The organism is Leptolyngbya sp. FACHB-541, from assembly GCF_014695875.1.
GTDB lineage: Bacteria > Cyanobacteriota > Cyanobacteriia > Elainellales > Elainellaceae > JAAUTN01.
Window position 1 is genome coordinate 116,188 of record NZ_JACJPC010000141.1, and the last position, 25,248, is coordinate 141,435.

The 25,248-nt window shown below is 50.0% G+C and carries 23 protein-coding genes; 6 read left to right on the plus strand and 17 right to left on the minus strand.

Annotation, left to right across the window (positions count from 1 at the left end; genetic code table 11):
• Positions 1–36 precede the first annotated feature (36 nt).
• From H6G00_RS31365 to H6G00_RS31375, 3 genes are all read right to left on the minus strand, one after another.
• The gene (locus tag H6G00_RS31365; RefSeq protein ID WP_190799718.1) at positions 37–837 is read right to left on the minus strand and encodes a hypothetical protein; all 801 of its coding nucleotides are present in this window, start codon (positions 835–837) and stop codon (positions 37–39) included.
• A gap of 40 nt (positions 838–877) precedes the next feature.
• Positions 878–3,805, minus strand: a complete 2,928-nt coding sequence (gene polA / locus H6G00_RS31370; RefSeq protein WP_190799719.1) for a DNA polymerase I — start codon at positions 3,803–3,805, stop codon at positions 878–880.
• A gap of 89 nt (positions 3,806–3,894) precedes the next feature.
• On the minus strand, positions 3,895–4,854 hold the full coding sequence (locus H6G00_RS31375) for a cation diffusion facilitator family transporter (RefSeq protein ID WP_190799720.1): 960 nt from the start codon (positions 4,852–4,854) through the stop codon (positions 3,895–3,897).
• A 120-nt stretch (positions 4,855–4,974) separates the two neighbouring features.
• Between H6G00_RS31375 and H6G00_RS31380 the strand changes: the two genes are divergently transcribed.
• Positions 4,975–5,844: a Cof-type HAD-IIB family hydrolase gene (locus H6G00_RS31380; RefSeq protein WP_190799769.1), complete on the plus strand. Its 870-nt coding sequence runs from the start codon at positions 4,975–4,977 to the stop codon at positions 5,842–5,844.
• Positions 5,845–5,864: 20 nt separating this feature from the next.
• Here H6G00_RS31380 and H6G00_RS31385 read toward each other — a convergent pair whose 3' ends face one another.
• The 11 genes from H6G00_RS31385 to H6G00_RS31435 all read right to left on the minus strand — a co-directional run bounded on the left by H6G00_RS31385 (position 5,865) and on the right by H6G00_RS31435 (position 15,087).
• Positions 5,865–6,551, minus strand: a complete 687-nt coding sequence (locus H6G00_RS31385; RefSeq protein ID WP_190799721.1) for an urease accessory UreF family protein — start codon at positions 6,549–6,551, stop codon at positions 5,865–5,867.
• Positions 6,552–6,556: 5 nt separating this feature from the next.
• Positions 6,557–7,069 carry an urease accessory protein UreE gene (locus H6G00_RS31390; RefSeq protein WP_190799722.1) on the minus strand — a complete coding sequence of 171 codons (513 nt, stop codon included), beginning with the start codon at positions 7,067–7,069 and terminating at the stop codon, positions 6,557–6,559.
• Positions 7,066–7,971, minus strand: coding sequence for an urease accessory protein UreD (locus tag H6G00_RS31395; RefSeq protein WP_190799723.1), 906 nt, complete (start codon positions 7,969–7,971; stop codon positions 7,066–7,068). The genes H6G00_RS31390 and H6G00_RS31395 overlap by 4 nt, the downstream gene beginning before the upstream one ends.
• A 52-nt stretch (positions 7,972–8,023) precedes the next feature.
• Positions 8,024–8,653 (minus strand): urease accessory protein UreG, encoded by a 630-nt coding sequence (ureG, locus tag H6G00_RS31400; RefSeq protein ID WP_190799724.1) that lies wholly within the window; start codon positions 8,651–8,653, stop codon positions 8,024–8,026.
• 22 nt (positions 8,654–8,675) lie between these two features.
• Positions 8,676–10,382: an urease subunit alpha gene (gene ureC, locus H6G00_RS31405; protein WP_190799725.1), complete on the minus strand. Its 1,707-nt coding sequence runs from the start codon at positions 10,380–10,382 to the stop codon at positions 8,676–8,678.
• Positions 10,372–10,794, minus strand: coding sequence for an urease subunit beta (locus H6G00_RS31410; protein WP_190799726.1), 423 nt, complete (start codon positions 10,792–10,794; stop codon positions 10,372–10,374). Before H6G00_RS31410 ends, ureC begins: the two co-directional genes overlap by 11 nt.
• A 7-nt stretch (positions 10,795–10,801) precedes the next feature.
• Positions 10,802–11,116 carry an urease subunit gamma gene (locus H6G00_RS31415; RefSeq protein WP_190799727.1) on the minus strand — a complete coding sequence of 105 codons (315 nt, stop codon included), beginning with the start codon at positions 11,114–11,116 and terminating at the stop codon, positions 10,802–10,804.
• Positions 11,117–11,201: 85 nt separating this feature from the next.
• Positions 11,202–12,095 carry an Rpn family recombination-promoting nuclease/putative transposase gene (locus H6G00_RS31420; protein WP_190799728.1) on the minus strand — a complete coding sequence of 298 codons (894 nt, stop codon included), beginning with the start codon at positions 12,093–12,095 and terminating at the stop codon, positions 11,202–11,204.
• Positions 12,096–12,114: 19 nt separating this feature from the next.
• Positions 12,115–14,046, minus strand: a complete 1,932-nt coding sequence (locus H6G00_RS31425) for an alpha-amylase family glycosyl hydrolase (RefSeq protein WP_190799729.1) — start codon at positions 14,044–14,046, stop codon at positions 12,115–12,117.
• Between the two features lie 126 nt (positions 14,047–14,172).
• Positions 14,173–14,649 (minus strand): transposase, encoded by a 477-nt coding sequence (locus tag H6G00_RS31430; RefSeq protein ID WP_242042612.1) that lies wholly within the window; start codon positions 14,647–14,649, stop codon positions 14,173–14,175.
• A 183-nt stretch (positions 14,650–14,832) separates the two neighbouring features.
• Positions 14,833–15,087 (minus strand): helix-turn-helix transcriptional regulator, encoded by a 255-nt coding sequence (locus H6G00_RS31435; RefSeq protein WP_190685929.1) that lies wholly within the window; start codon positions 15,085–15,087, stop codon positions 14,833–14,835.
• Between the two features lie 94 nt (positions 15,088–15,181).
• Between H6G00_RS31435 and H6G00_RS31440 the strand changes: the two genes are divergently transcribed.
• The gene (locus H6G00_RS31440) at positions 15,182–15,451 is read left to right on the plus strand and encodes a hypothetical protein (protein WP_190685926.1); all 270 of its coding nucleotides are present in this window, start codon (positions 15,182–15,184) and stop codon (positions 15,449–15,451) included.
• A 55-nt stretch (positions 15,452–15,506) separates the two neighbouring features.
• On the opposite strand, the gene H6G00_RS31445 is transcribed toward H6G00_RS31440, so the two are convergent.
• Positions 15,507–17,762: an NACHT domain-containing protein gene (locus H6G00_RS31445; RefSeq protein WP_190799730.1), complete on the minus strand. Its 2,256-nt coding sequence runs from the start codon at positions 17,760–17,762 to the stop codon at positions 15,507–15,509.
• 159 nt (positions 17,763–17,921) lie between these two features.
• On the opposite strand from H6G00_RS31445, the gene H6G00_RS31450 reads away from it, so the two are divergent.
• Both H6G00_RS31450 and H6G00_RS31455 read left to right on the plus strand, forming a co-directional pair.
• On the plus strand, positions 17,922–18,122 hold the full coding sequence (locus tag H6G00_RS31450) for a hypothetical protein (protein ID WP_190799731.1): 201 nt from the start codon (positions 17,922–17,924) through the stop codon (positions 18,120–18,122).
• Positions 18,123–18,332: 210 nt separating this feature from the next.
• Complete coding sequence (locus H6G00_RS31455; protein ID WP_190799732.1) at positions 18,333–19,535, plus strand: argininosuccinate synthase; 1,203 nt, start codon at positions 18,333–18,335, stop codon at positions 19,533–19,535.
• Between the two features lie 73 nt (positions 19,536–19,608).
• Here H6G00_RS31455 and H6G00_RS31460 read toward each other — a convergent pair whose 3' ends face one another.
• Together H6G00_RS31460 and H6G00_RS31465 are read right to left on the minus strand one after the other, a co-directional pair.
• The gene (locus H6G00_RS31460; protein WP_190799733.1) at positions 19,609–21,642 is read right to left on the minus strand and encodes an adenylate/guanylate cyclase domain-containing protein; all 2,034 of its coding nucleotides are present in this window, start codon (positions 21,640–21,642) and stop codon (positions 19,609–19,611) included.
• 178 nt (positions 21,643–21,820) lie between these two features.
• Complete coding sequence (locus tag H6G00_RS31465; protein WP_347278250.1) at positions 21,821–22,546, minus strand: GntR family transcriptional regulator; 726 nt, start codon at positions 22,544–22,546, stop codon at positions 21,821–21,823.
• Between the two features lie 194 nt (positions 22,547–22,740).
• Between H6G00_RS31465 and psaC the strand changes: the two genes are divergently transcribed.
• Positions 22,741–22,986: a photosystem I iron-sulfur center protein PsaC gene (psaC, locus tag H6G00_RS31470; protein WP_012411495.1), complete on the plus strand. Its 246-nt coding sequence runs from the start codon at positions 22,741–22,743 to the stop codon at positions 22,984–22,986.
• Positions 22,987–23,227: 241 nt separating this feature from the next.
• Entirely contained in the window at positions 23,228–25,129 is a 1,902-nt protein-coding gene (gene glmS / locus H6G00_RS31475; RefSeq protein ID WP_190799734.1) for a glutamine--fructose-6-phosphate transaminase (isomerizing), read from the plus strand.
• Positions 25,130–25,248: the final 119 nt, after the last annotated feature.

A 25,248-nucleotide genomic window follows, 5' to 3' on the forward strand; every position in this document is an offset into this window, starting at 1 on the left:
CCCGTGCTACGAAACTGCATCTAGAAACTGTTAAATCTAGCAATATGTTAGTGAAAATCGTCTCACTTCATTAGCAGTTTCCTTGCGTAAATTCATTGGCTCAAGCCCGCTCAGCTCTCGCCACACCACATTAATAGGCATTAACAATCCCTGATTTGCGCTAATCAGAGGATACCCACAGTCTGAGTAGTCTCTTTCGGCAAGCCAATCTTCTTCTACTTCATGCCGCAGAACTTCTCTCACGTATACAACTAAATATTCCCGATCTGAATGGTCTTTTTCGATAACCCAATGTCCTTTTACTCTACGTCGCAGAACTTCTCCCACGTATGCGACTAGATTGTCATACAGTTCGGTTTGAACATTTTCAAGTCCGTAGTCTTCAGCTTTGCTAGATACGATATCCAAGCTTTTGTAGGAGAAATCTAGCTGAGTGTTTGAAATACTCAAACATCTTGCTAGTTCATCAGTCAGTGCGTCGATTTGATTGACAAGCTGAGCTTTATGTTTTGAGTAATATTTCCAATTAGATATAGAACTACTGCGACCATTAACTGCGTCTTCTTTGACTTTTTGGTGGAATCGAATCATCCGTAAAAGACTATCTTTGGAATAGATGTCGCCTTTACCAGGGATCGAAATGTCTTTAGGGTCAAAGACAAGCAAAAATCGATCATCGGGTAGCTCATAGACTAGAGGTTGATCCTTGTATCCAGTGCTGTACGTTCTCTCAAAAGATTTTGTAAATTCTTCATGCAGTTTCCCTTCAGATTCTATTAGTTCTTGAACCTGCTTTTTGGTGAGTCGTTTTGCATTAAGAGTTTGTTTCTTTCCCATTTTTAGAGCAAATTTTGGATGTCTCTAAACTGAAGATCCTTCATTTTGCATCCATCCAGTTTTTCCCGGCCCGGATTTCAACCAGGAGTGGCACGGCTAGCTCGACCGCTGACTCCATCACGGATTTCACTTTGGGCTGGAGTTCTTCCCATTCGTCAGGCGGCACTTCAAACACCAGTTCGTCATGCACTTGCAGCAACAGCTTTGACTGGTAGCCTTTGAGCAATTCGTGCAGTTTCACCATTGCAATTTTGATGATGTCGGCGCTGGAGCCTTGAATCGGGGCGTTTGCTGCCGCTCGCAGCAGTCCAGCATCATATTGTCCTGGTGATTTGATTTTGCTCAGGTCAATCTCGTCAGGATCTTTGTCACGCAAGCGAATTAGTTTGTCGGTGGTGAAGTTGAAGTAGCGGCGACGACCTTTGATGGTGGTGACGTAGCCGTTGGCGATCGCCTCTCGCTGCATTCTCAGCAAATACTCAAACACGAGGGGATAGCGTTCATTGAAGCGATCGATAAAGCCCTGTGCCTCAATTCGGCTGACTCCTGCCTCTCGCGCAAACCGGGAAGCACCCATGCCATAAATCACGCCAAAGTTAATCACCTTCGCCATGCGGCGTTCTTCTGAGGTAATCGTCTCTTTCTCAAACAGCAGTCTTGCAGTCAGCGTGTGAATGTCCTGGTTATTCCGATAGGTTTCTACCAACACAGGCTCTTGGCTCAGGTGCGCCAGAATTCGTAATTCAATCTGAGAGTAGTCTGCCGCTACTAGCAACCAGCCCGGTTCTGGCACAAACCCTGCCCGAATTTGCCGACTAAACGCCGTGCGAATCGGAATATTCTGCAAGTTTGGATTGGAGGAGGAAAGCCGGCCCGTTGAGGTAATCGCCTGGTTGAAGTCGGTGTGAATTCGCTGTGTCTCTGGGTCTGCCAATAAGGGCAGAGCATCTACATAGGTAGACTTCAACTTAATGAGGGTACGATGCTCCAGAATTGCGTCCACGACAGGATGATCGCCCTGAAGTTTTTCCAGAGTAGCCGCATCGGTGGAGTAACCTGTTTTGATTTTGCGCGACTTGCGGCGATCGAGTTTCAGTTTGTCAAATAGCAGGTCGCTCAACTGTTTGGGCGATCCCAGGTTAAATTTTTCGCCTGCTGACTCATAAGCCTGCTGCTCAATTGTGTCCAGGTCTTTCTCCAGCCGTTTAGAGAATTCTGCTAGATAGTCTTTGTCGATGCGAACACCGCAGTATTCCATCTCTGCCAAGACGGGTTCTAGCGGCACTTCTACTTCTCGAAACAGGCGATACAAATCTGGCAGTGGCTCCAGTTCTGCCCGCAGTTTGGGCATCAGGTGAAACGTGGTGTAGACATCCATGCCGCAGTAGATGGCGACAGGAGGAATGTCCATATCCACCATCGTTTTACCCTTGGGCACCAGATCGGTGTAACTCTGAGTGGCAAGGTTGAGGTAGCGCAGGGCTAAATCGGTCAGGTTGTGGCTGGTGTCAGGATTTAGCACGTAGCTGGCTAGCATTGTGTCAAACTCAACGCCTGCCAGGTGAATTCCCTGATTTCGCAGCACCAGGCGATCGAACTTGGCGTTTTGCAGCACCTTGGGGTAGTCGGCGCTCTCTAAAATTGGACGCAGCGCTTCTAATGCGGTGGCTTTGTCCAGGTTTTTGCCTGACTTGTGCCCCACAGGGATATAAGCCATGTCTGACAGACCTTCACCCCAACAGCAGCCAATGCCGACTAGGTTAGCGATTCTGGCATCCACTGCATCGGTTTCGGTGTCCCAGGCGACGGGAGCGGTGGAATCTTTGCAGGTTTTGAGCCGTTTGACTAGCGCCTCTAGTTTCTCAGGCGTGTCGATGATTTGGGGTTGAATGTCTACTGCTGCAACCTGCTGGCTGGCTTCGGTATCTTCTGGACTGAAGAACCAGAGATCTTCGCTGTTGGTGTTGAAGTTAAGCGGATTGGTTGAGGGCGGTTCGTCTTCTATTGCAGGGCCGGTTTCGTCTTCTGCGATCGCCTCGCCTCCAAACGTCTTCTGTATTTTGGGAATCTGCCGAATAAACTGGCGGAATTCTAGCTTTTCTAGGAGGGGGAGGAGGCGATCGCCATCAAACCCTTTCAGCTTGCAGTCTTCGATGTCCACCTCCACCGGCACGTCGAGGTGAATTTGCGCCATGTACTGCGAATGTAGCGCCGACTCTCTGCCCTCTTCCAGCTTCTTTTTGACTGCGCCTTTGATCTGGTCGAGAGAAGCGTAGATCTGCTCTAGAGAGCCATATTCGTTCAGCAGTTGAACCGCAGTTTTTGCGCCAATTCCCTTCACCCCCGGAATGTTGTCAGACGAGTCGCCACATAGCGCCTTGTAGTCCACAACCTGACTAGGCAAAATTCCTAGCTTTTCCTTCACCTGCTCTGCGCCAAACTCGTTTGCGCCAGTGTTAGCACGAGCAGCAAAGGCATTGCTCAGATACAGCACCGTCGTCTTTTGTTCGGGATCAATCAGTTGAAACAAGTCTTGATCGCCGCTGAGAATCTTTACCCGATAGTTTGCTGCATTGGCACGCCGTGCCAGCGTTCCCAGAATGTCGTCTGCTTCATAGCCCGCAATGGCTAGCACCGGCAGATTGAAGGCATCGAGCAATTCCTGGAGGTTTTCCAGGTCAGGCATGAAGTCTTCGGGGGCATCGGGGCGACCCGCCTTGTAGGTTTCGTCCGTCTGGTGGCGGAAGGTGGCTTCTCCCCGGTCAAAGGCGATCGCCACGTACTGCGGCTTCTGGCTTTCCATCATGTCAAGCATGGACTTGAGGAAGCCGTAACAGACGCTTGTGGGAATGCCCGTGGAGGTACGCAGTCCGCCATCTCGCCCTCTGGCATGGGCGAAATAAGAGCGAAAGGCAAGGGAGTGCCCATCGATCAGGACAAATAAGGGGGAGGAGGAAGATTGCTGCATAGCCTTGATTTTAACGCCCCATTCGCTCAGGTAGAACGCCTGCTGTAGGGGCGAACGGTCGTTCGCCCCTACAAGGAATGTCTCCTGGTTTAGTTCAAGTCGGGATCGCTGCGTCGGCTGCTGATATTTCTGAATCGAAGGGATTCTGCACCGGAGTCAGGCTTGAAGCGATCGCCCTCAATATAAATCACCACTTTCACTGCTCCATAGCGCTCCCGAATCGCTGCCTCTACCCGTTCAGCGATTGAGCGAGCGACAGACATAAACTCTGGGTGTAGCGCCAGGGACATTTCAACTAACACCTGACGACCCACCAGCCCTTTCGAGCGAATTTTTTCGCAGTGGGTAACGCCTTCGACCTGTCGAGCAATTTGTGACAAAACTTCGGGGGCGATCGCCACCTGCCGCACCAGCCAGGGCAACTGCCAGTTGAGCATTCGCCAATAGCTGCGGATGCTCATGAGCACAAGGGCGATCGCCAGCAGCGGGTCAAGCCAGACATAGCCGCGCCAAACCCCAACCAGTCCGACGCAAACCAAAACCGTCAACCAGGCATCTTTTAGCACGTGATTGGCATTGATTTGTAGCGCCTGATTTTCCAATAGCCGAGCTTCGTAGCGCTGAAACCACACCATACACAGGTTGATGGCCACCACCACGACCAAAAGCTGAATCAGCGGCATGCTGATCTCTACCGGAAACTGCGATTCTAATCCTTGAGTAACCACGTCAAGCTGCTGCACCGACAGAACCAGCAAGCTAAACCCAGAAAATCCTAAAAACGACGCAAGCAGCAGCACCCCCGCTGTTTCTCGCCTATCGTGAGTCCAAATTTCTCGCCCTGACGTGCGATAGGAGGAGGCGATCGCGGACAGACTCAGCACGATACTAAAGCTATCGATCAACGTATGCAGCGATTCTGCAAGCAGACTGAGCGATCGCGTCGCCCAGCCAGCCCAAAGTTTCACTGCCAAAACTAGCAGTGTCAGCCACAGTGTCGCGAACAATACTTGATAGCTCGCCCTGCGTCGATTTCGTGCCTCACTCATAGCCCAAAGGCTAGCACGGAAGGGGTTCCCTGAATTAGGGGTCAAACCCCCAAAGTAGACAGGCGATTCTTTGTGCCTCTAACCGTTAAAGTGAGAATTGCTGAGTTGAACCAAACCATGATGCAGCAAGATAGATTGGCGATCGCTTCTGAAAGCGCTTCTAGCAGTGAGATTGGTCAGATTCAGCTTTTGGTCTTAGACATCGACGGTACGATTGCTGGGGAATCCAATCAAATTCGCCCAGCAGTGAAACAGGCAATTCGCGCAGCTCAGGCGAAAGGGGTGCAGGTGGCGATCGCCACTGGCAGAATGTATCAGTCTGCTTTGCGGTTTTACGAAGAAGTTGGCTCTAGTCTGCCGCTACTAGCTTATCAGGGCGCATTCATCAAAAGTCCGGTGGATGAGAAGGTGTATCGCCACTACCCGGTGTCGCGACAGACGGCTCACCAAATGCTCGACTACTTTGAGCAAACCGAGTTAAAGCGGTTTCTCTCGATTCACTTTTACATCGACGATCAGCTTTATGTAAGAGAAATCACTTCAGAAACTGAGGCGTATGCAGAGCGGTCGGGCGTAGTACCGATTCCAGTTGGCGATCTGCGGCAGGTGCTAGACCGCGAACCGACTAAGATTTTGGCGCTGAGCGACGACATTGAACTGATCGACCAATTGCTCACTTCCTTACGTCAGCGCTATACCCCTGCCGAGCTTTACTTCACGAAATCGGTTGCCACCTTTTTTGAAGTGGCAAACCCGCTGGTCAATAAAGGGGTCGCCGTGCGCTATCTGGCAGAAGAAATGCTGGGACTGCAACCTGAAAACGTGATGACGGTTGGCGATAATTTCAACGATGTTGAGATGCTGGACTATGCCGGAATCGGTGTGGCAATGGGCAATGCCCCCGCTGAGGTGCAGACCTACGGCAACTGGGTTGCGCCGAGCGTTGAAGCAGACGGGGCGGCAGTGGCAATCGAGAAGTTTATTCTTTAGTTCGACTTGATCCAATTTGATTACGTCGAGAATTGCTTGCTGACTAATCGCTGATGAGACATTTGGGCAATGTCGATTGCGGGTGTGCATGACCACATGTCCTCTAGAGAAAGAGCTGAGGCTTGAGTGGCGATCGCCTCTATCTCTAATGACATCCTATGAAGAATCGACTGTGCGCCCAAGTGCCCCAAAACGCCCAGACGGATCGCCGCACCGACTAAACCTGTGACAAAACTGTGGAGAAACGCAAAACTGGTGTCTCTCTCACTTAAGTGAACGGCACGACCCACCATTGCAAACACAATTGGATGTAAACCGGGAGTGTCGTGAGTATCAATATCCTCCTGGAATGCTACCAGTTGGGCATCGTTCCAGGTTGATTGCGCCACTAACAACAATGCTTGTCCACTCCGGCATTGAGCTTCACGGGTTGCCTGAATTAAAGTCTGAGCATATAACTGCTGGTCGGCTCGTCGAATTTCGCTGAGATCATTGGCGGCACTAGCACGATAGGCATGAATTAAAGCAATTAAATCTGAGCAACCCACTTTGTTATGCAATAGCAACTGAAGAAATGCTTCTACATCTTGAGCAGAGCGAATTTGGTTAGTTTGCACCATTGCTTCTAAACCGTGGGAAAGGGTAAAAGAGCCTGATGGGAAAAAGGAATCAGACAATTGCATCAGAGCTAGACGAGAATCAACCATAACCATTAGTGATGCGTATGTGGCGAGAATTGCAGCGGGGCATCGGGCGATCGCACCTCATAGTCAATACACAAACCTGGAATATTGATGTTTTTCACCGTTGCTTCCATTACGGCTGGATCGGCCACCATTTCCAGGTAAATGCGATCGCCCTGCACCAAAATTGGCCAATGGTGATTGCCAAGAACATGACCTAAATAAATTAGGTCAATGGCATGACCCATTACATCACCGTTAAAGCTCAGTACCATGACCGTTTGGGTATGGAGGTGAATTAACAACAGTTGTCCGAGATTGGTGATAAACACATCTCCTGTACTGAGGAACTGTTCGCGACTTTTGATAATGCCAAGCTCAACACCCGTTGTCGAGTGGGCATGAATCCGACCTTTGGCGCGATCGTCGGTCTGCAAATAGACTTCTAATAAAGCTTCTGCTTGTCGAGCCTGCGCTACTTGCTGCTGTAAAGCTGAGTTCGTTGCTTGATTACCCAAATAGGTTTCTGCCAGGATTGTCATTTTGGAATCTCTGGTAAAGCAGGTTGACTACTCAAATGCCGAATCTGGGTTAGAGCATGGCTGATGTAAGCTTTCAAGATCGGCACGTTAGATGCCATTGCTCTGACCAGTAAGCCGTTACAGTTTGGCAAAGCAGAACTGGCAGCAGTGAACGCCTGTTTTTGGGCAAACTGCTCTAAATCCAGAGCCAGAGATTGCAAATCAACTCCGGGCATAACCAGAATCAAATTAGCGAGAATGGGTTGAGGCGCAAAGATAGAACCGTAGGCTCCACATCTATCCTGTCCCTTTAACTGCATAGCATCGGTGAAGACCAACGCTCCAGCAGGAGTGTAGACCTGCAACCGATTAAAATAACGCTGAAACTGGAAACATTCTCCTCGCGCTAACCGACCGGGAACTATGATTTCGCTCAGAAACAGACTTCCGGTGGGTGCCAGCGTCACCTGCATCGTTTGCTCCAAACTGGCATCACGATACAAAATGATTGGCTCTGGGAGAAACTCTAAACTGGCATCAGCACCAACCTCAACGTCATAGTGGATGCGGGCACGTTGGTCGATCGGCATCTGATGCACCTTGGTAGCCGACTGGTCGGTGAGATACAGACTGGTGCGATCGCTCAATCGCACGCTGAGCTGAAACTGATCACCCGCTAACAATCCAGGTGACGAATTCATGATGTAAAGATAGGCACGATGAGTATCTGTCGGATCGAGCCGCAGCGAACGGGAGAGCCTGAACGGATAGGTAGCATACTGCCGATACACAAAAGATTGATTGAATTGATCCAATCCAATCTGCAAACTAAGATGTTTCTGCGATGACTGATCGGGTGCAGCGATTGCCGGATTAACACTTGCCGGATTAACAGCCGCCGGGTCAATAAGTTGAGCAACCATACTTGTTTTTTTAATTCTTAATACCTGTTTAATCCCTGTTTCCGTCGAGTGACTAAGCCATTACTCGGACGGATTGAAACAGCAATTGGTTAAAGATAAACTGCACCACCTGGTCCAATCCTTCACCTGTTTTACAGTTGGTATAGGCGATCGGCTTGCCGCGTCGTCGTTCTGAGGCTTCACGCTGAATTAAAGCCAAGTCAGCACCCACATAAGGGGCAATGTCAATCTTGTTGATCACCACTAAGTCTGCCTGCATAAAACCGGGCCCATTTTTGCGGGGAATGTCATCGCCTGCCCCTACATCCAGCACAAAAATGTAGGCATCAATTAAGTCGTAGCTAAAGGTTGATGCCAGATTATCACCCCCACTTTCGACAAAAACGAGATCGAGTTCTGGGAACGATCGCTCCAGGTTGCGAATAGCCAGCAGATTCATCGTCGGATCTTCGCGAATGGCTGTATGGGGGCAACTACCCGTTTCCACACCAATAATGCGATCGCTGGGTAAAAACCCTTTACGCTTGAGGCGATCGGCATCTTCTTGAGTCAGCAAATCATTGGTGACGACTGCCACTTCAATGCCCTGCTGTATTAACAAAGGCACTAACCGTTCCAGTAAGGCTGTTTTACCACTGCCAACGGGCCCACCCACTCCTAAACGAGCCACTGATTTTTGCATCACTTTCTCCTTCAAGTTGGGTTTACCGGAAAATGTAGAGCCGACCGAGGGGCACGCGTGAGACGGGTTCACAAGTGGCAATTTCGCCATTCACCCGCACCTGAAATGTGTCTGGATCAACCTCTATGTCAGGGCAGGCATTGTTGTGCAACATATCCGCTTTACTTAGCGATCGCGTCCCTTTTACAGGTAATAGCTGTTTGCGGAGCTTCAGCTTATCCGGCAAGCCCTGATCCAATGCAGTTTGGGTAACAAAGCAAAAAGAAGTGGATTGCTTAGCACTGCCAAAACTGCCCCACTGCGGACGGTAGAGAATCGGTTCGCAGGTCATTAGCGAAGCATTAGACTCGCCCATTGGCGACCAGGCAATAAACCCACCTTTGATAATGAGTTCGGGTTTGATGCCGAAAAAGCCCGGTTGCCACAGCACAATGTCAGCGATTTTACCCGGTTCGATTGAACCCACATGGGCATCAATTCCACAAGTTTTGGCTGGATTAATCGTGTACTTTGCCAGATATCGCAAAATTCGCTGATTGTCGTTGCGATCGCTATCTTCGGGTAGTGCGCCTCGCTGGTCCTTCATCTTCGATGCCAACTGCCAGGTACGACAGATCACTTCCCCAATCCGCCCCATCCCCTGGCTGTCAGACCCCATCATGCTAATCGCGCCCATGTCGTGCAAGATGTCTTCAGCGGCGATCGTTTCAGCCCGAATCCGCGATTCGGCAAAGGCGACATCTTCTGGCACCTTTGGATTGAGGTGATGGCAGACCATAACCATATCCAAATGTTCATCAAATGTGTTAACCGTGTAAGGATTTGTGGGATTGGTTGAAGATGGCAGACAGTGCGAGTAGCCAGCCACCTTGATGATGTCAGGGGCATGTCCACCCCCTGCACCCTCAGTGTGATACATGTGAATGGTGCGTCCCCGAATCGCCGCCATTGTGTCTTCCACATAGCCCGACTCATTTAACGTATCGGTGTGGATTTGCACCTGAAAATCGTACTCATCGGCCACCGAAAGACAGGTATCAATTACGGCAGGCATCGCGCCCCAGTCTTCATGGATTTTGAGCCCGATCGCGCCCCCTTCAACCTGTTCAACTAAGCTGGCAGGAAGGCTAGAACTGCCTTTACCTAAGAAACCAAAGTTCATAGCAAAGCCTTCGGAGGCTTGCAGCATCAAGCCCATATTGTAGGCTCCCCCCGAACAGATACCCACCGTCACCGGACCCAGTCCCCCACCGATCATCGTCGTGAGTCCGCTAGAAAGGGCTTCGGCACAGAGTCCAGCACTGTCAAAGTGAACGTGACAGTCAATGCCACCGGGAGTAGCAATCAAACCTTCTGCCGATCGCACATCCGTATTGGCACTAATCACCAGATTGGGCTGCACGCCCTCCATCACGCCAGGGTTGCCCGCTTTACCAATGCCGACAACTCGCCCATCTTTGATGCCGATGTCTGTCTTGACAATGCCTTGCACCGGGTCCATCAGCACCACATTCGTGATTACCAGATCTAGTGCGCCTTCAGCGGCTGTAATGCCCGGGGCTAACCCCAAGCCATCGCGCAGAGTTTTACCTCCGCCAAACACACATTCGTCGCCGTAAACCGTAGTGTCTCGCTCGACTTCAGCGATCAAAGACGTATCTCCTAACCGAATGCGATCGCCCACCGTAGGGCCAAATAACTCGGCATAACGCTCCCGGCTAATTTCCATGCTCTTCCTCTGATGACACCGTGCTGTAACCCAGCGATCGCACTCGCTCTAGGGCGGTTTCTTTGGCATGGGGCACCTCCAACGCCTGATTCACCAGGTTATTGAGTCCATGCACATAGCGCGTCCCCCCGATCGCAACTAGAGCCACCGCTTTGGTATCACCCGGTTCAAACCGAATTGCCGTGCCTGCCGGAATGTCCAGCCGAAACCCATAAGCTTCTGCCCGATCAAATTGCAAGGCGCGATTCACTTCAAAAAAGTGGTAGTGAGAGCCGACCTGGATGGGGCGATCGCCCAGGTTCGCTACCGTCAGCGTTTTGGTGTCCCGTCCAGCGTTGATTTGTAGAGTTCCAGGAACACACAGCACCTCACCTGGAAAAGGATTTGAAGCATTTGCTGTCACATCTGCCATAGTCGTTTCAAGTTCCAGTGCTACGAATCGGATTGTGAATACTGATCAGCTTAGTGCCGTCGGCAAAATGGGCTTCCACTTGAATCAGCGGAATCAGCTCGGTGACACCGGGCAGCACATCCTCAGTGGTCAGCAAAGTTGCGCCCTCAGACATGAGCTGAGCCACTGATTTGTCTTCGCGTGCGCCTTCAATTAGAGCATCGGTAATGTAGGCGATCGCTTCAGGGACATTCAGCTTTATCCCTTTTTCCCGACGGCGACGGGCAATTTCTGCCGCTGTAAAAATCGTTAGCCGCTCCATTTCTCTGGGAGTTAAGTACATGTCAACTCTCCACACCGTTCTAAGGACATCCGCATTACACTGCTTCTTTCCGAACGAATGAGTAGCGGAAGTTACAAAAGCGGCATTACTCAGAATCTCTCTGAGTTCCTCTCACAATTTGTTCAAATTCCTCTAGTGAAGTTACGGCGATCGCTTGTCTTAACCGCTCTTTTAGGACGGTGATCTCTGTGTTGCGTGTCAATTCCTGAGTTAGTTCACGCGCCCTCTCACCAAATCGAGCGGTTAATACTTCTGCGATCGCTTCTAAAACTCCTTCTTCACGCCCTTCTTCACGCCCTTCTTCACGCCCTTCTTCACGCCCTTCTTCAAGTGCTTCTTGATAAACTCGCGTTTGCTTTAATTCACCTAGTCCTAGCATGGTTTCAATCTCCTCTCGACTCAGATGGCTGAACTTATACACAATGATAGTTTCAACTAGCTCAACAAATTCTTCACGAGTCATTCCCGTTACTTCTTCTTGCTGTGCCCGTGCAATCAGCTGTCTAGCTTGAGCGGGCGCAGTTTCTTCCGGTTCAACTACCAGTTTGGTAATTTCTAAACCTAGTGAGAGTTCATGCTGAGTATTTAGCTCGTCCAGGTAAACTCGTCTCACCTTGGAACTATCTAATAGCACTGTGTACAGTTTTGATTCATCTGGTTCCGTACTGTGACTGGGATAGATTAAAACTGCTTCCCAGTCGTCAGTATCAGGGTTTTGAGCCAGGTAGAGGAAAACTTCGGCAAAAACTCGATGGTAAAGCTGGAGGTCTTTCTGAAATTGCACCTCAACAAAATAGACCGAACGGTTGGTGGACTGATTGATAGGCAACAACACTCCATCAATCCGAAAAGCGGTCTGTTTTAGCTCAACGGAGCGAAATTCGTAGCCAGTTGCCTCTATGGGCGATCGCTCCATCAGTTCAAACAGTAATCCGGGTGCCGTTTGAAACATGCGATAGAAAAGGCTATCTGTTTTCATAGCTTTCTACCACGTTCAACTACGATTCGCGTCCTGAAGCCCAGGTATCACGCCACTTGACAGTGCCTTCACTGGCAATCACCCAATGACGAGTCACCAGATTTTCGCGCAGCGGCGCTTGTCCCTGCCGCCACAACGCATATTTGTAGTTGATTAGCTTTCCGGCACTCTCGTTAAAGGGAATTTCGCCAAACCAGGTGTTGGTGTTGATATATTCCAGCGGATAGGCTTTAGCGATATCCCAGTTACCCAACTCTGGACAGTTGCCTGTGACCACCACAATCTCACCAGGTTGAGTCTCTACTCCGTTGAGCTGTGCCCGCACAATCGTTTGAGCTTTGATCCGTTCTCCTACATGACTAATGACGATGACGCCGCGTGCCGCAAGCTCTAATCCATGTATCTTGCCGTCTTTTGCTTCATATTTGCAGCGGGTTAAGACGCAGGTATGGTCACCATCGGGCAACTCGGTGTCAACCTCATCAAGTGTCACCGCTTCACCGCGATTGAGCACTACAAAACAGAAGGAATCCCGATAACGTCGCACATAGCAGTAGACATCAGGAGTGAGATATTTTTGCCAGTGACCGCCTAGCGATATGGCAGGATTGAGTCGCCGCAGTCCAGAGAGCAGACGAATCGAGCGATACAGGTCGGTGTCAGTATCCCAAGACTGCATCATTGGGCGGTTGTAGGGATCGTTGCCGCCGTCGGTGTCGTCGTGCAGATATTGCTCGGTGCCGTAATAGATGCAGGGAATGCCACGGGCGGTCATGACGAGGGCGATCGCCACTCTTAACATCTCTGGATCAGGGTTGAGCGACTGAAACCGGGGCATGTCGTGGTTATCGATGAACGTAATCAGTTCATTGGCACCACTGTAGCGATGATCCTGGTCAAAGATATCCTGAATGACATGAAAACCATCTTCTGCACCCTGCGCTAGCGCTGCCCGAATTGCTACACACAGCCCAAAGTCCAACATGGTCATGCCGGAGTGGTTGGCAAATTCGACGGAGCGATCGTCCGCTGGATGGCTATAAATCCACTCACCAAAGGTAAACACATCGGGTTTGTGTGCCTGAATATCAGCGTTAAATTCTTGCCAAAACCAGATTGGCATGTGTTTTACCGTATCGACCCGCAGCGCATCTACCCCTCGATCAAGCCACTGTTTAATCGCCGACTTGATGTAATTGCGGTAATCGGTATTGTTTTCGTTGAACGTAGCTAAGCCGGAAAGCTCGCAGTTTTGTACCTGCCAATCATCTTCCCAATCCACCACTTCGCCGTAGTGGTGGTACCAGTTATCTTTATCGTCGTAGAAGTCAGCAATTTTCACCCCGTCGTCGTATAGTTCACCTTTAACGCCACTGATGTCTGGACTGCTGTGGTTACAAACAATATCTAGCACCAGTTTCATATCGCGCTGATGCATCTCATCAACCAGCTTGTCAAAGGTGGTGTTTCGCTCATCTTGAGTTTTGTTCAGAGAAGGTTCCTCGTCCTTGCCAATGAAACGAGGGTTGATGCGCTTAAAGTCTTTTGTCCAATAGCCGTGAATCGCGGCGCTCTCAATGAACAAATCTTCAATCTGCTCAAACAACGGAGTTAACCAGATTGCCGTCACGCCCATTTGTTTGAGGTAATCGAGCTTGTCAATCACACCCTGCAAATCTCCGCCCCAATATTTGCCCCATTCTTGGCGGTTCGGGTCGTATAGCTCTGGATTTGGTCCTTCACTATTGCTAAGATCACCGTCATAAAAGCGATCTACAACAAGGAAGTAAATCGTTTCCTGGCGAAACTCGATGTCTCTAGTGTAGAGAAATTCCAGGTCAATCTCGACATCGGTTGTGCGCTGTTCCTCTACAAGCGCCTCTACTTTTTCTCCGGCATCTGCAACTTCGTATTGACTGGATGAGCCTTTAGCAGGAGGGGTAGTAACCATAGGGTGTTGGGAAGGGGTGAGAGTGAAGCTGGATTTATTAAAGCAAATCTGTACCCAGTGTAAAGTCTAACCCTGCTCAGTTCTATCCCAGACATTCAAACTTGTATGCTAGATATGGCGATCGCCTTACCACCTAGAAGGATTATCAGGATGTAACTGGTCTTGCTGCCAAGAAATAGGATTGTAGTGAATGTATTGACGAATGTCATGCAAGGATTTTTCGTTGCGGATGATGTGTTCGTAATAGTTGCGTTGCCAAACCTGACGATGATGACTTCGATAGAATAATCGATTAATCTTTTGGGTCGAAATAGATTTGAAGTTCTGAATAATTGCCCCAATCGACCCTGGTTTTGTCCCATTTGGCTGTAGGGGCGAAGCGTTCGGGCAGGAATTTTCATCTGATTTTACAATCCTTCTACCGAACGCTTCGCCCCTACCCAGTTTGTCGCTCCACCACGGAATTTCGTGTAAATGATTCGGCATCACAGTAAATGCATTTAGCTCGACCGTAAAATGTAGAGGCAGCCGCTGCCAATAATTCTGTGTGACCTTGCCCAATTCATTCAACTGCATCTCACCTTCAACGATTTCACCAAACATTCCCGCTGATACGTACAAATGGTGATGAAATACATTTCTGCGGAGGTGTAATCATACCCCTTCAACCGGATCGATCGCCGATGATGTTTGTCCGGGTTGTATTTCACAAAATTCTGCCCCTGCAATCGATTGGTAGCAGAATTCCCGAATGCAGAGGGGCGATCGCACCCCAACAACTTCTAATCAATCAAGTGACGACGGCTCATCGTCTTGGGCGATGCGCCCTAGATACAGGGCAATGAATTCCTTTGCAGCGACTTCATTAAGGGTTTCCAGAGCAGCAACGATCTGAGTAACGGATTCTGCTGATGGATCGGTAACTTCGTTAAACCATTGGTTAACGGTAGATCTGGCAAGTCCCATTGTGACTGCCAATCGATTTTGGCTGATACCGTGTTTCTCTAGCACCTGCCTGAGTGCTTTTCCCGCTTTTCCCATGCCCCTAATCGTGTCAGAGGCTTGTAACGATGTAAATGTACGTAAATGCGTACAATCTGATAGGATAATGTACGTGAATAAGTACATCATGATTATGAGCCAACCTGAAGACAATCAAGAATTACAGAATCTATCTGACAATGCTGATGAAAACCCGCTCAATGCTGTGTTGAATAGCCGTTCTCGTTCCCACAAGCGATCGAACCAGATGATTTTGATCGGCGCGCCTGCCTGGGTCAAAAAGATTATTCACCTGATGCACATTGCCCGAATTGCCGAGGTGAGAGACTGGTCAAGGTTAATGCCAACTCGCAATCCCAATGAGGTGATTAGTCTGATGCAGCGTCATAGAGTCGAGGAATAGGGGACAATTACACTCCTAAACTTGGCTATTGTAGTTTTAAAGGTGAAGCTTCAAGTCAACTTGATTGACGGCGTTGCAGTTCATCCCAGGGCAACAACAGCGTGTCCTCAATTTCAGCCCGGACAGAATCGCTAACGGCTCCCTCAATATTCATCAGGTCAACAAGAAGTTTGTTGGCATCGTAGTAGCGTTGCAATTGTTGCTGTTGAGCCTCTGTAAATTGCCAATCATGACCAACATTGCAATGCTCGATCATCACCTGACGCAGTTGTTCAACCCACTGCTCTCCTTTAGTTTGCCACCATTGCCAGAACTCCTTAGAGTTTCTGGGGAGGAAGCCTCTAAGTTGCTCAAGCTGAGTTGCCAGTTCTGAATTGGATTTGCGTGTGTGGGCGTGGGCAAGAGCGCACGAGAAGTCGAGAACGAGATCGAGGGTGTCGGCGTGGGCGAAGGCGAGGTCGAGGGCAAAGGCGGGGTCGAGAGCAAAGGCAAGGTCGAGGACGAGGTCGCGAGCGCGGGCGAGGGCAGGGATACGTCCGGGGGCATGGACGTAGTCAAGTTCAAGAGCAAAATAAAAAGCTCGAATGGCAGCAGGTCTACCAGGTGCCTGAATAGATTCTGCTCTTTGCAACATCCTTGGTAGGAATTGGGTTATTTTTGATTCATGGGCAATTGATCGATCAATTGCCTGTTTAATCAACCGTAGTAAACGATCCGCAGGTTGTTGAGATTTCACTAACTGCTTCACAACCTTCTGCCATTGCTGATCTGCAATTTTCTCAGCTAGTTCTTCAGAAGAAAGTTGAGTCAGCCATTGAACCGTGAAGTATTCCTGAAAAGTTAAGTGGGAGAACGACCACAGCTCATCTGCCCGTTCAATCAGCAATCCATGCTGCGCTTCAATGGCTTTCAACACAGCAACTGCCTCTTGTTGATGAGCAAGGGGTAGCAATCGAGTAATTTGCCTTACAATTTCATTCTGCTCAAACAACACAAAATTTTCTGGATTCTCAAACTTGTGAGCTGCAATCGTCATCAACAACTTCTCTTTTCGCTCAACACCCAGTTGTCGATAGGTTTCACTTCCCACTTCCCAGCCATCAATTTGCTTCTCCTCATTCCAGCGATTTAGCAGCAGTTTGATGCCCTTCTGGTAGAGCCAATTTCTATCCGACGGAATCTCCCCCTCGTCCTGTAACACTAAACATGTGAGACTTAACAATACTGGAGTTACCGTTAGTTCGTTCAATGCTGGGCTATTGTTAACGGCATTTTTAATTGTTGTCCATTGCTGTGTAGCTACCGTCTTAGATTTACCATTTGCCTCAAACCAATTCTGGATAAACTGCTGCACTTGCTCCACACTGAAGTCTGCCACCTCTACTGAGGTAAATCCCTTTGGAATGGCGGCTATGATTTGAGTACGGCAGGTCAAAATAAACCGATTTTTAGGATATTGCTCAACTAACTTCTGAAGTTGTTTCTGAACTTTGCTCCGTAGTTCCTTTGTTGGTACTTCATCCAGTCCATCCATCAGTACCAGGAGATTACCTTGGTTCAGCAATGTCTTAACCTGGTGTTCTTCTAGTCGTAATTCCTGCCTAATTGAATCCAGTAAATACCATTGCTCATCCCGAATTTCACGAAACTCAATCAAGACTGCAATCAGATTCGGTTGAAACTTACTTTTGCACCAATCTACTGCTAGATGCTTCAGAAAAGTTGTTTTCCCTGACCCCGGTTTGCCCAAGATCACCAATTTAGGCTTTCCATTAGCAATCTCAAAGCCCTCAATACGCTGAATCCGATCGCCCAACCCCAGACGATCATTTCGTAAATCAAAGGTTTCCAAAAGCTTCGATTGCGATACCCGATAGGTACAGGGCGATCGGTTCAGTACCCACACATCCACATAAAGCTGGTCAACCCCAATTTCCTCACCGCTCAACAATCGCATTCGACTATGTTGGTTAAGGATCTTCTGTCGGCAATGCTCCCGAATTTGCGGAATCAGAGCATCAATATGATTATCTTCTGGTGAAGCGATCGTCTGGTTAGCTTCGTCTTCTTGGGATAGTGGAGCGATCGCCGCTTGGACTGCTGAAACTTCCTGCCAATTCAACCGCAACGTAAGGCAAATCTTACGAAACTCTGCCTCCCGCACTGGCTCCAGCTTAAAGAAAGCCGTGATTGTAGTACGGGACATTTTGAGATGCTTTGCTAGCTCTGATTTGTTACCCGCAAAGGATTGAATGAGCGCATCGTTCGCTTGTGTCCAGTTGGTCAGAACCAATTTGCGCGATCGCTCCATCCTCCCGGCACCTCAACGTTGTAGCTCACTCACTATTCTATCTACGCGAACAAGACTGGACACTCCTGAACGATCTTGAACAATCCCTGAACAATCGCTGAACACTCGACCAGAAATGGGTTTGACAGACTGAGAACAAGTCAACCTGGAGTTCAAACCATGAAAAAGCAATTACTGACTCTCGCCACTGTCATCACCGCTACCGCCACAGGCATCAGCCTTTCTCTTGCCACCCTACCTAACCCCACGGATATTCAAAAGCAACTAAGCAACACAGCAAATATGATTGCGATCGGCGGAACAACAGCAATCTTTGGATTACTCGACGATGAAGATGAAGACAACAGCACTGATCGCTGATCTTCTCGCTGGCTAGGTTTATCGATGAGGGAGGGCGATCGCTCTCCCTCCACCAACCTTGAACCACTCAATCCAAGAAGCAATTCCCTCAGCAAGCGGGTAGTAGGCTCTGTAACTGACAGGCAGTTCGCAAAAAATCTGTGCATCCCTAACAGGAATTGAGCTGAATTGGCTGCATAATATTGACTTTAGTTGTTAGGGCAAAAAGTCATGGGTCGCGCCAAAAAGGTTGTATTGGCTTATTCCGGTGGGGTAGACACCTCCGTCTGCATTCCCTACCTGAAGCAAGAATGGGGAGTTGAAGAGGTGATCACGCTGGCTGCTGATTTGGGGCAGGGAGACGAACTAGAGCCAATTCGCGAAAAGGCGCTAAAGTCGGGTGCCACGCAGTCTTTAATCGCAGATGCGACAGAGCGGTTTATTCAAGACTATGCATTCCCAGCGATTCAGGCGAATGCGCTGTACGAAAACCGCTATCCCCTCTCAACCGCACTGGCGCGTCCGCTAATTGCCAAACTGCTGGTAGAAGCAGCGGCAGAGTATGGTGCCGATGCAGTAGCGCATGGCTGCACGGGCAAGGGCAATGACCAAGTGCGGTTTGATGTGTCGATCGCCGCTCTAAACCCAGACCTTAAAGTGCTGGCACCCGCCCGTGAATGGGGCATGAGCCGGGAGGAGACGATCGCCTACGGAGAGCAATTTGGCATTCCTTCTCCAGTGAAAAAGTCTTCGCCCTACAGCATCGATCGCAACTTGCTGGGACGCAGCATTGAAGCCGGACCGCTAGAAGATCCCTGGAATGAGCCGCTGGAAGAGGTGTTTTTGTTAACGAAGGCGATCGCTGACACTCCTGATGAGCCAGAGTATGCCGAAATCAGCTTTGAGAAAGGGCTTCCTGTTGCGCTCAACGGTCAAATGCTGTCTCCAGTAGACCTGATCAGCCAATTGAATGACCTGGCAGGCAAGCACGGCGTCGGTCGCATCGACATGATCGAAAACCGTTTGGTCGGCATCAAATCACGAGAAATTTATGAAGCTCCGGCTTTGCTGGTGCTGATTCAGGCACATCGGGATTTGGAAAGCCTAACCCTGACTGCCGACGTGGGTCACTACAAGCGCGGAATTGAGGAAACCTACTCTCAACTGGTCTATAACGGACTGTGGTATAGCCCGCTGAAAGCAGCCCTGGATGCCTTTGTGCAGCAAACCCAGGAACAGGTTTCGGGTACGGTGCGAGTCAAACTGTTTAAAGGAACAGCGAGTCCGGTTGGGCGCAAGTCTGCCAATTCGCTGTATACGCCTGACCTAGCAACCTATGGGTCTGACGACAAATTTGACCACAAAGCCGCTGAGGGATTCATCTACGTTTGGGGTCTGCCCACTCGCGTCTGGTCACAGAAGATTAGAGGCTAGAGATTATTCCTCTAAACGTTCAGTACACGGTAGGGGCGAACGGCCGTTCGCCCTTACAGGTAACTCAAACTACCTACAGTTGACTCGTAATTTCGTAAACAACCGTTGGCTCCTGCCGACCTCGAAGCTGTAAGGTTTGCACCGGGCTACCCACAAAGCGGTGGTGGACGTAATCAAAGGTGGTGCTGCTGACGAGTAGCGTGTGAGGTTTGGTGGACTTCAGTTCTTTGTTTAAGCGTTCTAGTCGAGCCGCAATATTGACCGTATCACCAATCACGGAATAGTTGAGCCGCTGGGGACTGCCGACACTGCCCGCGACGACCATTCCCGTGTGAATGCCGATACCATGCTGAATGGTGGGCAAGCCAGACTGCTGTAGCCTTTGGTTGAGTCGGGTGAGCTGTTCTTGCATGGCGATCGCCGCTGTCACTGCATTTATTGCATCCTGCCGGATCTCCGCCACCGAGGTATGCGGTAACGGAATGCCAAACACCGCCATGATTGCGTCGCCAATGTATTTATCTACCACGCCGTCATATTTAAGGATGCAGTTGGTCATCGTGCCAAGGTAGAGGTTGAGCCAGTTCAGCACCTCTCGCGGCGACATGCTTTCAGAAATGGTGGTGAAGTTGCGAATGTCCATAAACAGCACAGTTGCCATGAGTTCCTGGGCCTCAAGCTGACCGTGCTGAAAGATGCTGGCTCTATTACGCCAAATCAGCGCAGCCGTTTGGGGAGAAACGTGACGTACAAACAGGCTCATAATCTGCTGTTTTTCAAGCTGGTCACGCACCTGAATGCCCGCCCCTGCTAGTAAAAAGCAGCCGACCGGAGCCGCGATCGGAATCCACACATTTTGGCTGGTGAATAAGATCGTGGCGATCGCCACCCAGCTTATCGGCACCAGCAGCGTCATTGCCGTTCGCCGCTTAAACCCCAGCGAAGCCAAAATCAGACTGGAACCGACTCCCACACCGATAATCAGCAACCCTTCTACGGTCCAGGGCAATCGCTGTAAAAACCGCTGCTTCAGCAAGTTGTCAATCACGGCTGCATGAAGTTGCAGGCTGGAGGCAGGTGGATTTTGGTCAAAGGGCGTTTGCAGTGAACTTAGCCCTGTGGCGGTTGGGCCAACCAGGACAATTTTGCCAGCTAGCGCCTCTGGAGGTACTCTCCCCGCAACGACATCCCGGAATGAGTAGGTTGCTGAGCGTAAATCTTCCCGCGAACCGGGCCAGTTTATCCAGGCGTTTTGCTGCTCTAGTTTGGGCAAGGGTTGGATGAGTGGAACGGGGCGATCGCTCTTGCTGTTATAAGCCCGAACCACATCCACCCCGAATGCGGGGAACCCTTGCACATAAAGCGATACCTGCCGAGAGATACCGTCTGGCTCAATCGGATTGTAGATGTGCCCCACTCCTGCCACCTGATCAAAAGTTGGCACCAGCGGCACCAGTTCTGTAGAGGCATCCCAGCCAACTGCCAGCACGACAGAGCCGTTTTCTACCATTGCTTGTGCCAGTGCTGCATCTTCGGGCGTTGGCTCAGCAAATAGGATGTTGAATCCGACCACCGCAGGCGGAGCGGCTTTTAGGGATTGCAAAAGTTGGGTGTAGCGATCGCGTGACCAGGGAAACGAACCATATTCCTGCAAGCTCTCATCATCGATCGCCACCAGAACAATCTCTGAAGCCCACCCCTCATGGGGCAATAGCTGCCGTACTTTGAACAGCGTATTGTAGCCGACCCGCTCTAGGGGTTGCCATACGCCAACTTGCCACAAAATTAGCGAAATTGCTGCTGCCCCTGCGCCCGGTAGCCAGGATGGATTGGTTGCCAGATGTTGGCGAAAAACCAAACTCTGGACTTTGAGATAGCCGCGCCAGTCCTCAGGAGTATTGGTCTTGAGATAGCCGACAACCTTAACTCGCTGATTTCTAAAGCGATGAACCCAGTCTTCAGAATCATCTGCCTTGATAGATCGCCAAACTTTGGCGCTTCTAACCTGCAAATGCTGCAACCGTTCCCTGTACGGATAAGCTTTTAAGCGCTGCCAGAAGTCAGCCCCTTGTCGTCTGAGGTAGCGGCCCCACCGTTGTCTTGTCATGCTTTCCTACTGTAAATTGGGCGATCGCTATTGGTCTAAATCGCCCGCTGACCCAGTAGTGCAACCTGATCGATTAATGAACAAAAACCCTTCCACAGATTCATGCTGTTCCCATTCAATCCCGGAAGTTTGGCGATCGCTGTGATCCACGCCAGTGACAGTACGAATGGTTTTTCTCTTAGCGTTTGGTTAAGACCACGGAGTAACAGAGGCGATCGCCCCGTGAAATTGTCTCTCCACAAATAATCGGCTGATCCTGACTGGTGTAGGTGGTGTAACGGTTGACCAGGAGCGGCGCACCCAGAGGAATGTCCAGATGTTCACTAATTTCGTGGGTAGCGTGGGTGCATTCCAGCGTCGTTTCAACCCGCTCAATCGACACACCGCTTTGGTCTAAGGTGGGGTAAATCAGGCTAGATTGCAGCTCTTTAGCAAAGGCTTTACCAATTTCCAGCGGAATGTAGGTAATGTCTACTGCAACTGGAGTTTGGTCGGTTAGAATTACCTTTTTCTGACAAAAAATTTCTTTGACCGTTGCGGGCAGCCTTAGCTTTTGCCGCACTTCATCAGGAGCCTGCAACACCTCAAAGGAAAGGCTGTGAATAGAAGCTGATACACCTTGCCTCGCCATGTCTTCGTCAAAGAAAATCAGTGGGTTAGCCAGCGATCGCATCACTTTTTGCTGCGCCTTAACAAACACGCCCTTTCCGCGCTGGGAAATCACTAAGCCCTGGTTGACTAAATTGGCGATCGCCCGCCTCACTGTAATCCGGCTCACTCCAAACTGCTCCATTAGCTGATGCTCACTCGGCAGTTGCTCTCCCGGTGAATACTGCTTAGCAAAAATTTGCGATCGCAGCTTCTCTGAAATTGCTAAATGCAGCGGAATTTGGTCTTGAGTCACAGAGGTGGAGGGGTTAGCCCCAGATATTACATTCTTTGAAGTTTTGCACGTTTTCTCAGAGTTGGGCAAAAGCGCTGCTGTAAACTAGTCTCGTCCACGAAGCACTTATTCATCGGTCTGCTGTGCAGGTTCAACAGCAACATCGCCGATAACATCACGACCGTTAACATCATGTAGTTTGGAGCCTTTATTCAATGTCTCATACCGTCAAGATTTATGACACCTGCATTGGATGCACCCAGTGCGTCCGGGCTTGCCCTACAGACGTTCTGGAAATGGTTCCCTGGGATGGCTGTAAGGCTGCTCAAATCGCTTCATCACCCCGCACAGAAGACTGTGTAGGCTGCAAGCGATGCGAAACGGCTTGCCCTACTGACTTCCTCAGCATTCGGGTTTATCTGGGCGCTGAAACCACCCGTAGCATGGGCTTGGCTTACTAGGCACACTGACTAACCTTAATATTCCTGGGTTGACGGATATACCAGGATCTAACGCCTAAAGGGAGCGATTTGCTCCCTATTTTTTTACGAATTTTCCACTAGCAAGACCTGCCCCTTCCTGGGTTGCGATCGCCATCCAGCAAATTGTTAAGACACTAATATTGAACACAATGTACTAGGATCGTTTGCGGCAGATCTGCCGCTCGTTGCTCAGGAAATCATTGCTCAGGAGTAGAGTCAAATGTGCGGAATCGTAGGATATGTCGGCACCCAGGCAGCCAGTGAAATTTTGCTGGAGGGGCTACGCAAACTAGAATATCGGGGCTACGATTCTGCTGGAATTGCCACCGTATGGGAAGGACAGGTTCACTGTGTACGGGCGAAAGGCAAACTACAAAATTTGCAGGAAAAGCTAGAAGGACTAGAAAATCCAGCTCAGGTAGGCATCGGACACACCCGCTGGGCAACACACGGCAAGCCAGAGGAATATAACGCACATCCCCACACCGACGCAGCCGGAAAGATTGCCGTTGTCCAAAATGGCATCATCGAAAACTATCGGGAACTACGTGAAGAACTGAAGGCAAAGGGATACAAATTTCTCTCTGACACCGATACAGAGGTCATTCCTCACCTGATTGCCGAGTTCATGGCAAACCCGCCCGAAGCTGAGAAGTCGCTGAACTACCAGTCGCCGTTTCTGGAGGCAACTCGACAGGCTGTCAACCAGTTAAGGGGAGCTTTTGCGCTGGCGGTAGTGTGTGCCGACTACCCAGATGAACTAATTGCAGTACGGCAGCAGGCTCCTTTAGCATTGGGGTTTGGGCAGGGTGAGTTTTTCTGCGCCTCAGACACGCCTGCTCTGGTGGCTCATACTCGCGCCGTGCTGACGATGGATAATGGCGAATTAGCCAAACTCACCCCGATGGGCGTTGAGGTCTATAGCTTTGCGGGCGATCGCCTGAGAAAACAACCCCGCACCCTCAACTGGAACCCAATCATTGTCGAAAAGCAAGGCTTCCGTCACTTCATGGTGAAGGAAATCTACGAACAGCCCGGTGTTGTGCGTTCTTGCCTGGAAGCTTACATTAAGAGCGATTGGACTGCCGATCAAGACAAGAACCCAATCAACCTGGGCTTTCCTGAGTCGTTTTACAGCAACCTCGATCAAATCCAAATCGTCTCCTGCGGCACAAGCTGGCACGCTAGCCTGGTTGGGAAATATTTGCTAGAGCAACTGGCAGGCATTCCCACCGTAGTACAGTACGCTTCAGAGTTTCGCTATTCGCCACCACCGCTGTTGCCAAACGTTTTGACGATTGGGGTTACGCAGTCTGGAGAAACGGCAGACACCCTATCCGCCTTGCACATGGAAAAGCAGCGTCGTTTAGAGCGAGAGCCGCAGTTTCACCCGCGCTTTCTGGGAATCACCAATCGCACTGACAGTTCCCTGGCACATCTGGTGGAACACCTAATCGACACCCACGCCGGTATTGAAATCGGCGTTGCTGCAACCAAAACCTTTACGGCTCAACTGGTTGCTTTCTACTGCCTCGCGCTAGATCTAGCCTATCGCCGTAAAACTATCTCTTTGGAGCGAATGGAGGAAATTCTTACCGGGCTACGGCAACTGCCTTCTCAGGTTGAAGTGATTCTAGAAAGCCAGGAACGCTACATTGAGGAACTGGCGCACGACTTTGCTGAGACCAAAGACTTCATCTTTTTGGGACGTGGCATCAACTTCCCGATTGCCCTCGAAGGTGCCCTGAAACTGAAGGAAATCAGCTACATCCATGCAGAAGGCTATCCTGCTGGCGAAATGAAGCACGGTCCGATCGCACTGCTGGATGCCAAGGTGCCGGTGGTGGCGATCGCCGTCCCCGGTAGCGTCTACGAAAAAACACTCTCCAACGCCCAAGAAGCCAAAGCCAGAGACGCACGCCTGATCGGCGTGACCCCAATGAACGATTCGGAAGCCGCCGAAGTGTTTGATAACTTGTTGCCCGTGCCACCTGTAGATGAGTTGTTATCCCCTATTCTCACGGTAATTCCGCTCCAGTTTCTCGCTTATCACATTGCTGCCCGTCGAGGCTTAGATGTTGACCAGCCACGCAACCTGGCTAAATCAGTGACCGTGGAATAGCAATGCACGAAGTCCCAAAAAGACTTGTAGATGCATAAAAAAGTCAAACAATAAATAAAAAAGTCAAACAATAAATAAAAAAGTTAGACAGTGGGAGAAAAGGCTGTATAATTCTGGGC

What these genes read in the sequence shown, in the direction of transcription:
- H6G00_RS31365 (WP_190799718.1), bottom strand. Translation starts at nt 837, where the DNA reads ATGGGAAAGAAACAAACTCTTAATGCAAAACGACTCACCAAAAAGCAG.
- polA (WP_190799719.1), bottom strand. Translation starts at nt 3,805, where the DNA reads ATGCAGCAATCTTCCTCCTCCCCCTTATTTGTCCTGATCGATGGGCAC.
- H6G00_RS31375 (WP_190799720.1), bottom strand. Translation starts at nt 4,854, where the DNA reads ATGAGTGAGGCACGAAATCGACGCAGGGCGAGCTATCAAGTATTGTTC.
- H6G00_RS31380 (WP_190799769.1), top strand. Translation starts at nt 4,975, where the DNA reads ATGCAGCAAGATAGATTGGCGATCGCTTCTGAAAGCGCTTCTAGCAGT.
- H6G00_RS31385 (WP_190799721.1), bottom strand. Translation starts at nt 6,551, where the DNA reads ATGGTTGATTCTCGTCTAGCTCTGATGCAATTGTCTGATTCCTTTTTC.
- H6G00_RS31390 (WP_190799722.1), bottom strand. Translation starts at nt 7,069, where the DNA reads ATGACAATCCTGGCAGAAACCTATTTGGGTAATCAAGCAACGAACTCA.
- H6G00_RS31395 (WP_190799723.1), bottom strand. Translation starts at nt 7,971, where the DNA reads ATGGTTGCTCAACTTATTGACCCGGCGGCTGTTAATCCGGCAAGTGTT.
- ureG (WP_190799724.1), bottom strand. Translation starts at nt 8,653, where the DNA reads ATGCAAAAATCAGTGGCTCGTTTAGGAGTGGGTGGGCCCGTTGGCAGT.
- ureC (WP_190799725.1), bottom strand. Translation starts at nt 10,382, where the DNA reads ATGGAAATTAGCCGGGAGCGTTATGCCGAGTTATTTGGCCCTACGGTG.
- H6G00_RS31410 (WP_190799726.1), bottom strand. Translation starts at nt 10,794, where the DNA reads ATGGCAGATGTGACAGCAAATGCTTCAAATCCTTTTCCAGGTGAGGTG.
- H6G00_RS31415 (WP_190799727.1), bottom strand. Translation starts at nt 11,116, where the DNA reads ATGTACTTAACTCCCAGAGAAATGGAGCGGCTAACGATTTTTACAGCG.
- H6G00_RS31420 (WP_190799728.1), bottom strand. Translation starts at nt 12,095, where the DNA reads ATGAAAACAGATAGCCTTTTCTATCGCATGTTTCAAACGGCACCCGGA.
- H6G00_RS31425 (WP_190799729.1), bottom strand. Translation starts at nt 14,046, where the DNA reads ATGGTTACTACCCCTCCTGCTAAAGGCTCATCCAGTCAATACGAAGTT.
- H6G00_RS31430 (WP_242042612.1), bottom strand. Translation starts at nt 14,649, where the DNA reads ATGTTTGGTGAAATCGTTGAAGGTGAGATGCAGTTGAATGAATTGGGC.
- H6G00_RS31435 (WP_190685929.1), bottom strand. Translation starts at nt 15,087, where the DNA reads ATGGGAAAAGCGGGAAAAGCACTCAGGCAGGTGCTAGAGAAACACGGT.
- H6G00_RS31440 (WP_190685926.1), top strand. Translation starts at nt 15,182, where the DNA reads ATGAGCCAACCTGAAGACAATCAAGAATTACAGAATCTATCTGACAAT.
- H6G00_RS31445 (WP_190799730.1), bottom strand. Translation starts at nt 17,762, where the DNA reads ATGGAGCGATCGCGCAAATTGGTTCTGACCAACTGGACACAAGCGAAC.
- H6G00_RS31450 (WP_190799731.1), top strand. Translation starts at nt 17,922, where the DNA reads ATGAAAAAGCAATTACTGACTCTCGCCACTGTCATCACCGCTACCGCC.
- H6G00_RS31455 (WP_190799732.1), top strand. Translation starts at nt 18,333, where the DNA reads ATGGGTCGCGCCAAAAAGGTTGTATTGGCTTATTCCGGTGGGGTAGAC.
- H6G00_RS31460 (WP_190799733.1), bottom strand. Translation starts at nt 21,642, where the DNA reads ATGACAAGACAACGGTGGGGCCGCTACCTCAGACGACAAGGGGCTGAC.
- psaC (WP_012411495.1), top strand. Translation starts at nt 22,741, where the DNA reads ATGTCTCATACCGTCAAGATTTATGACACCTGCATTGGATGCACCCAG.
- glmS (WP_190799734.1), top strand. Translation starts at nt 23,228, where the DNA reads ATGTGCGGAATCGTAGGATATGTCGGCACCCAGGCAGCCAGTGAAATT.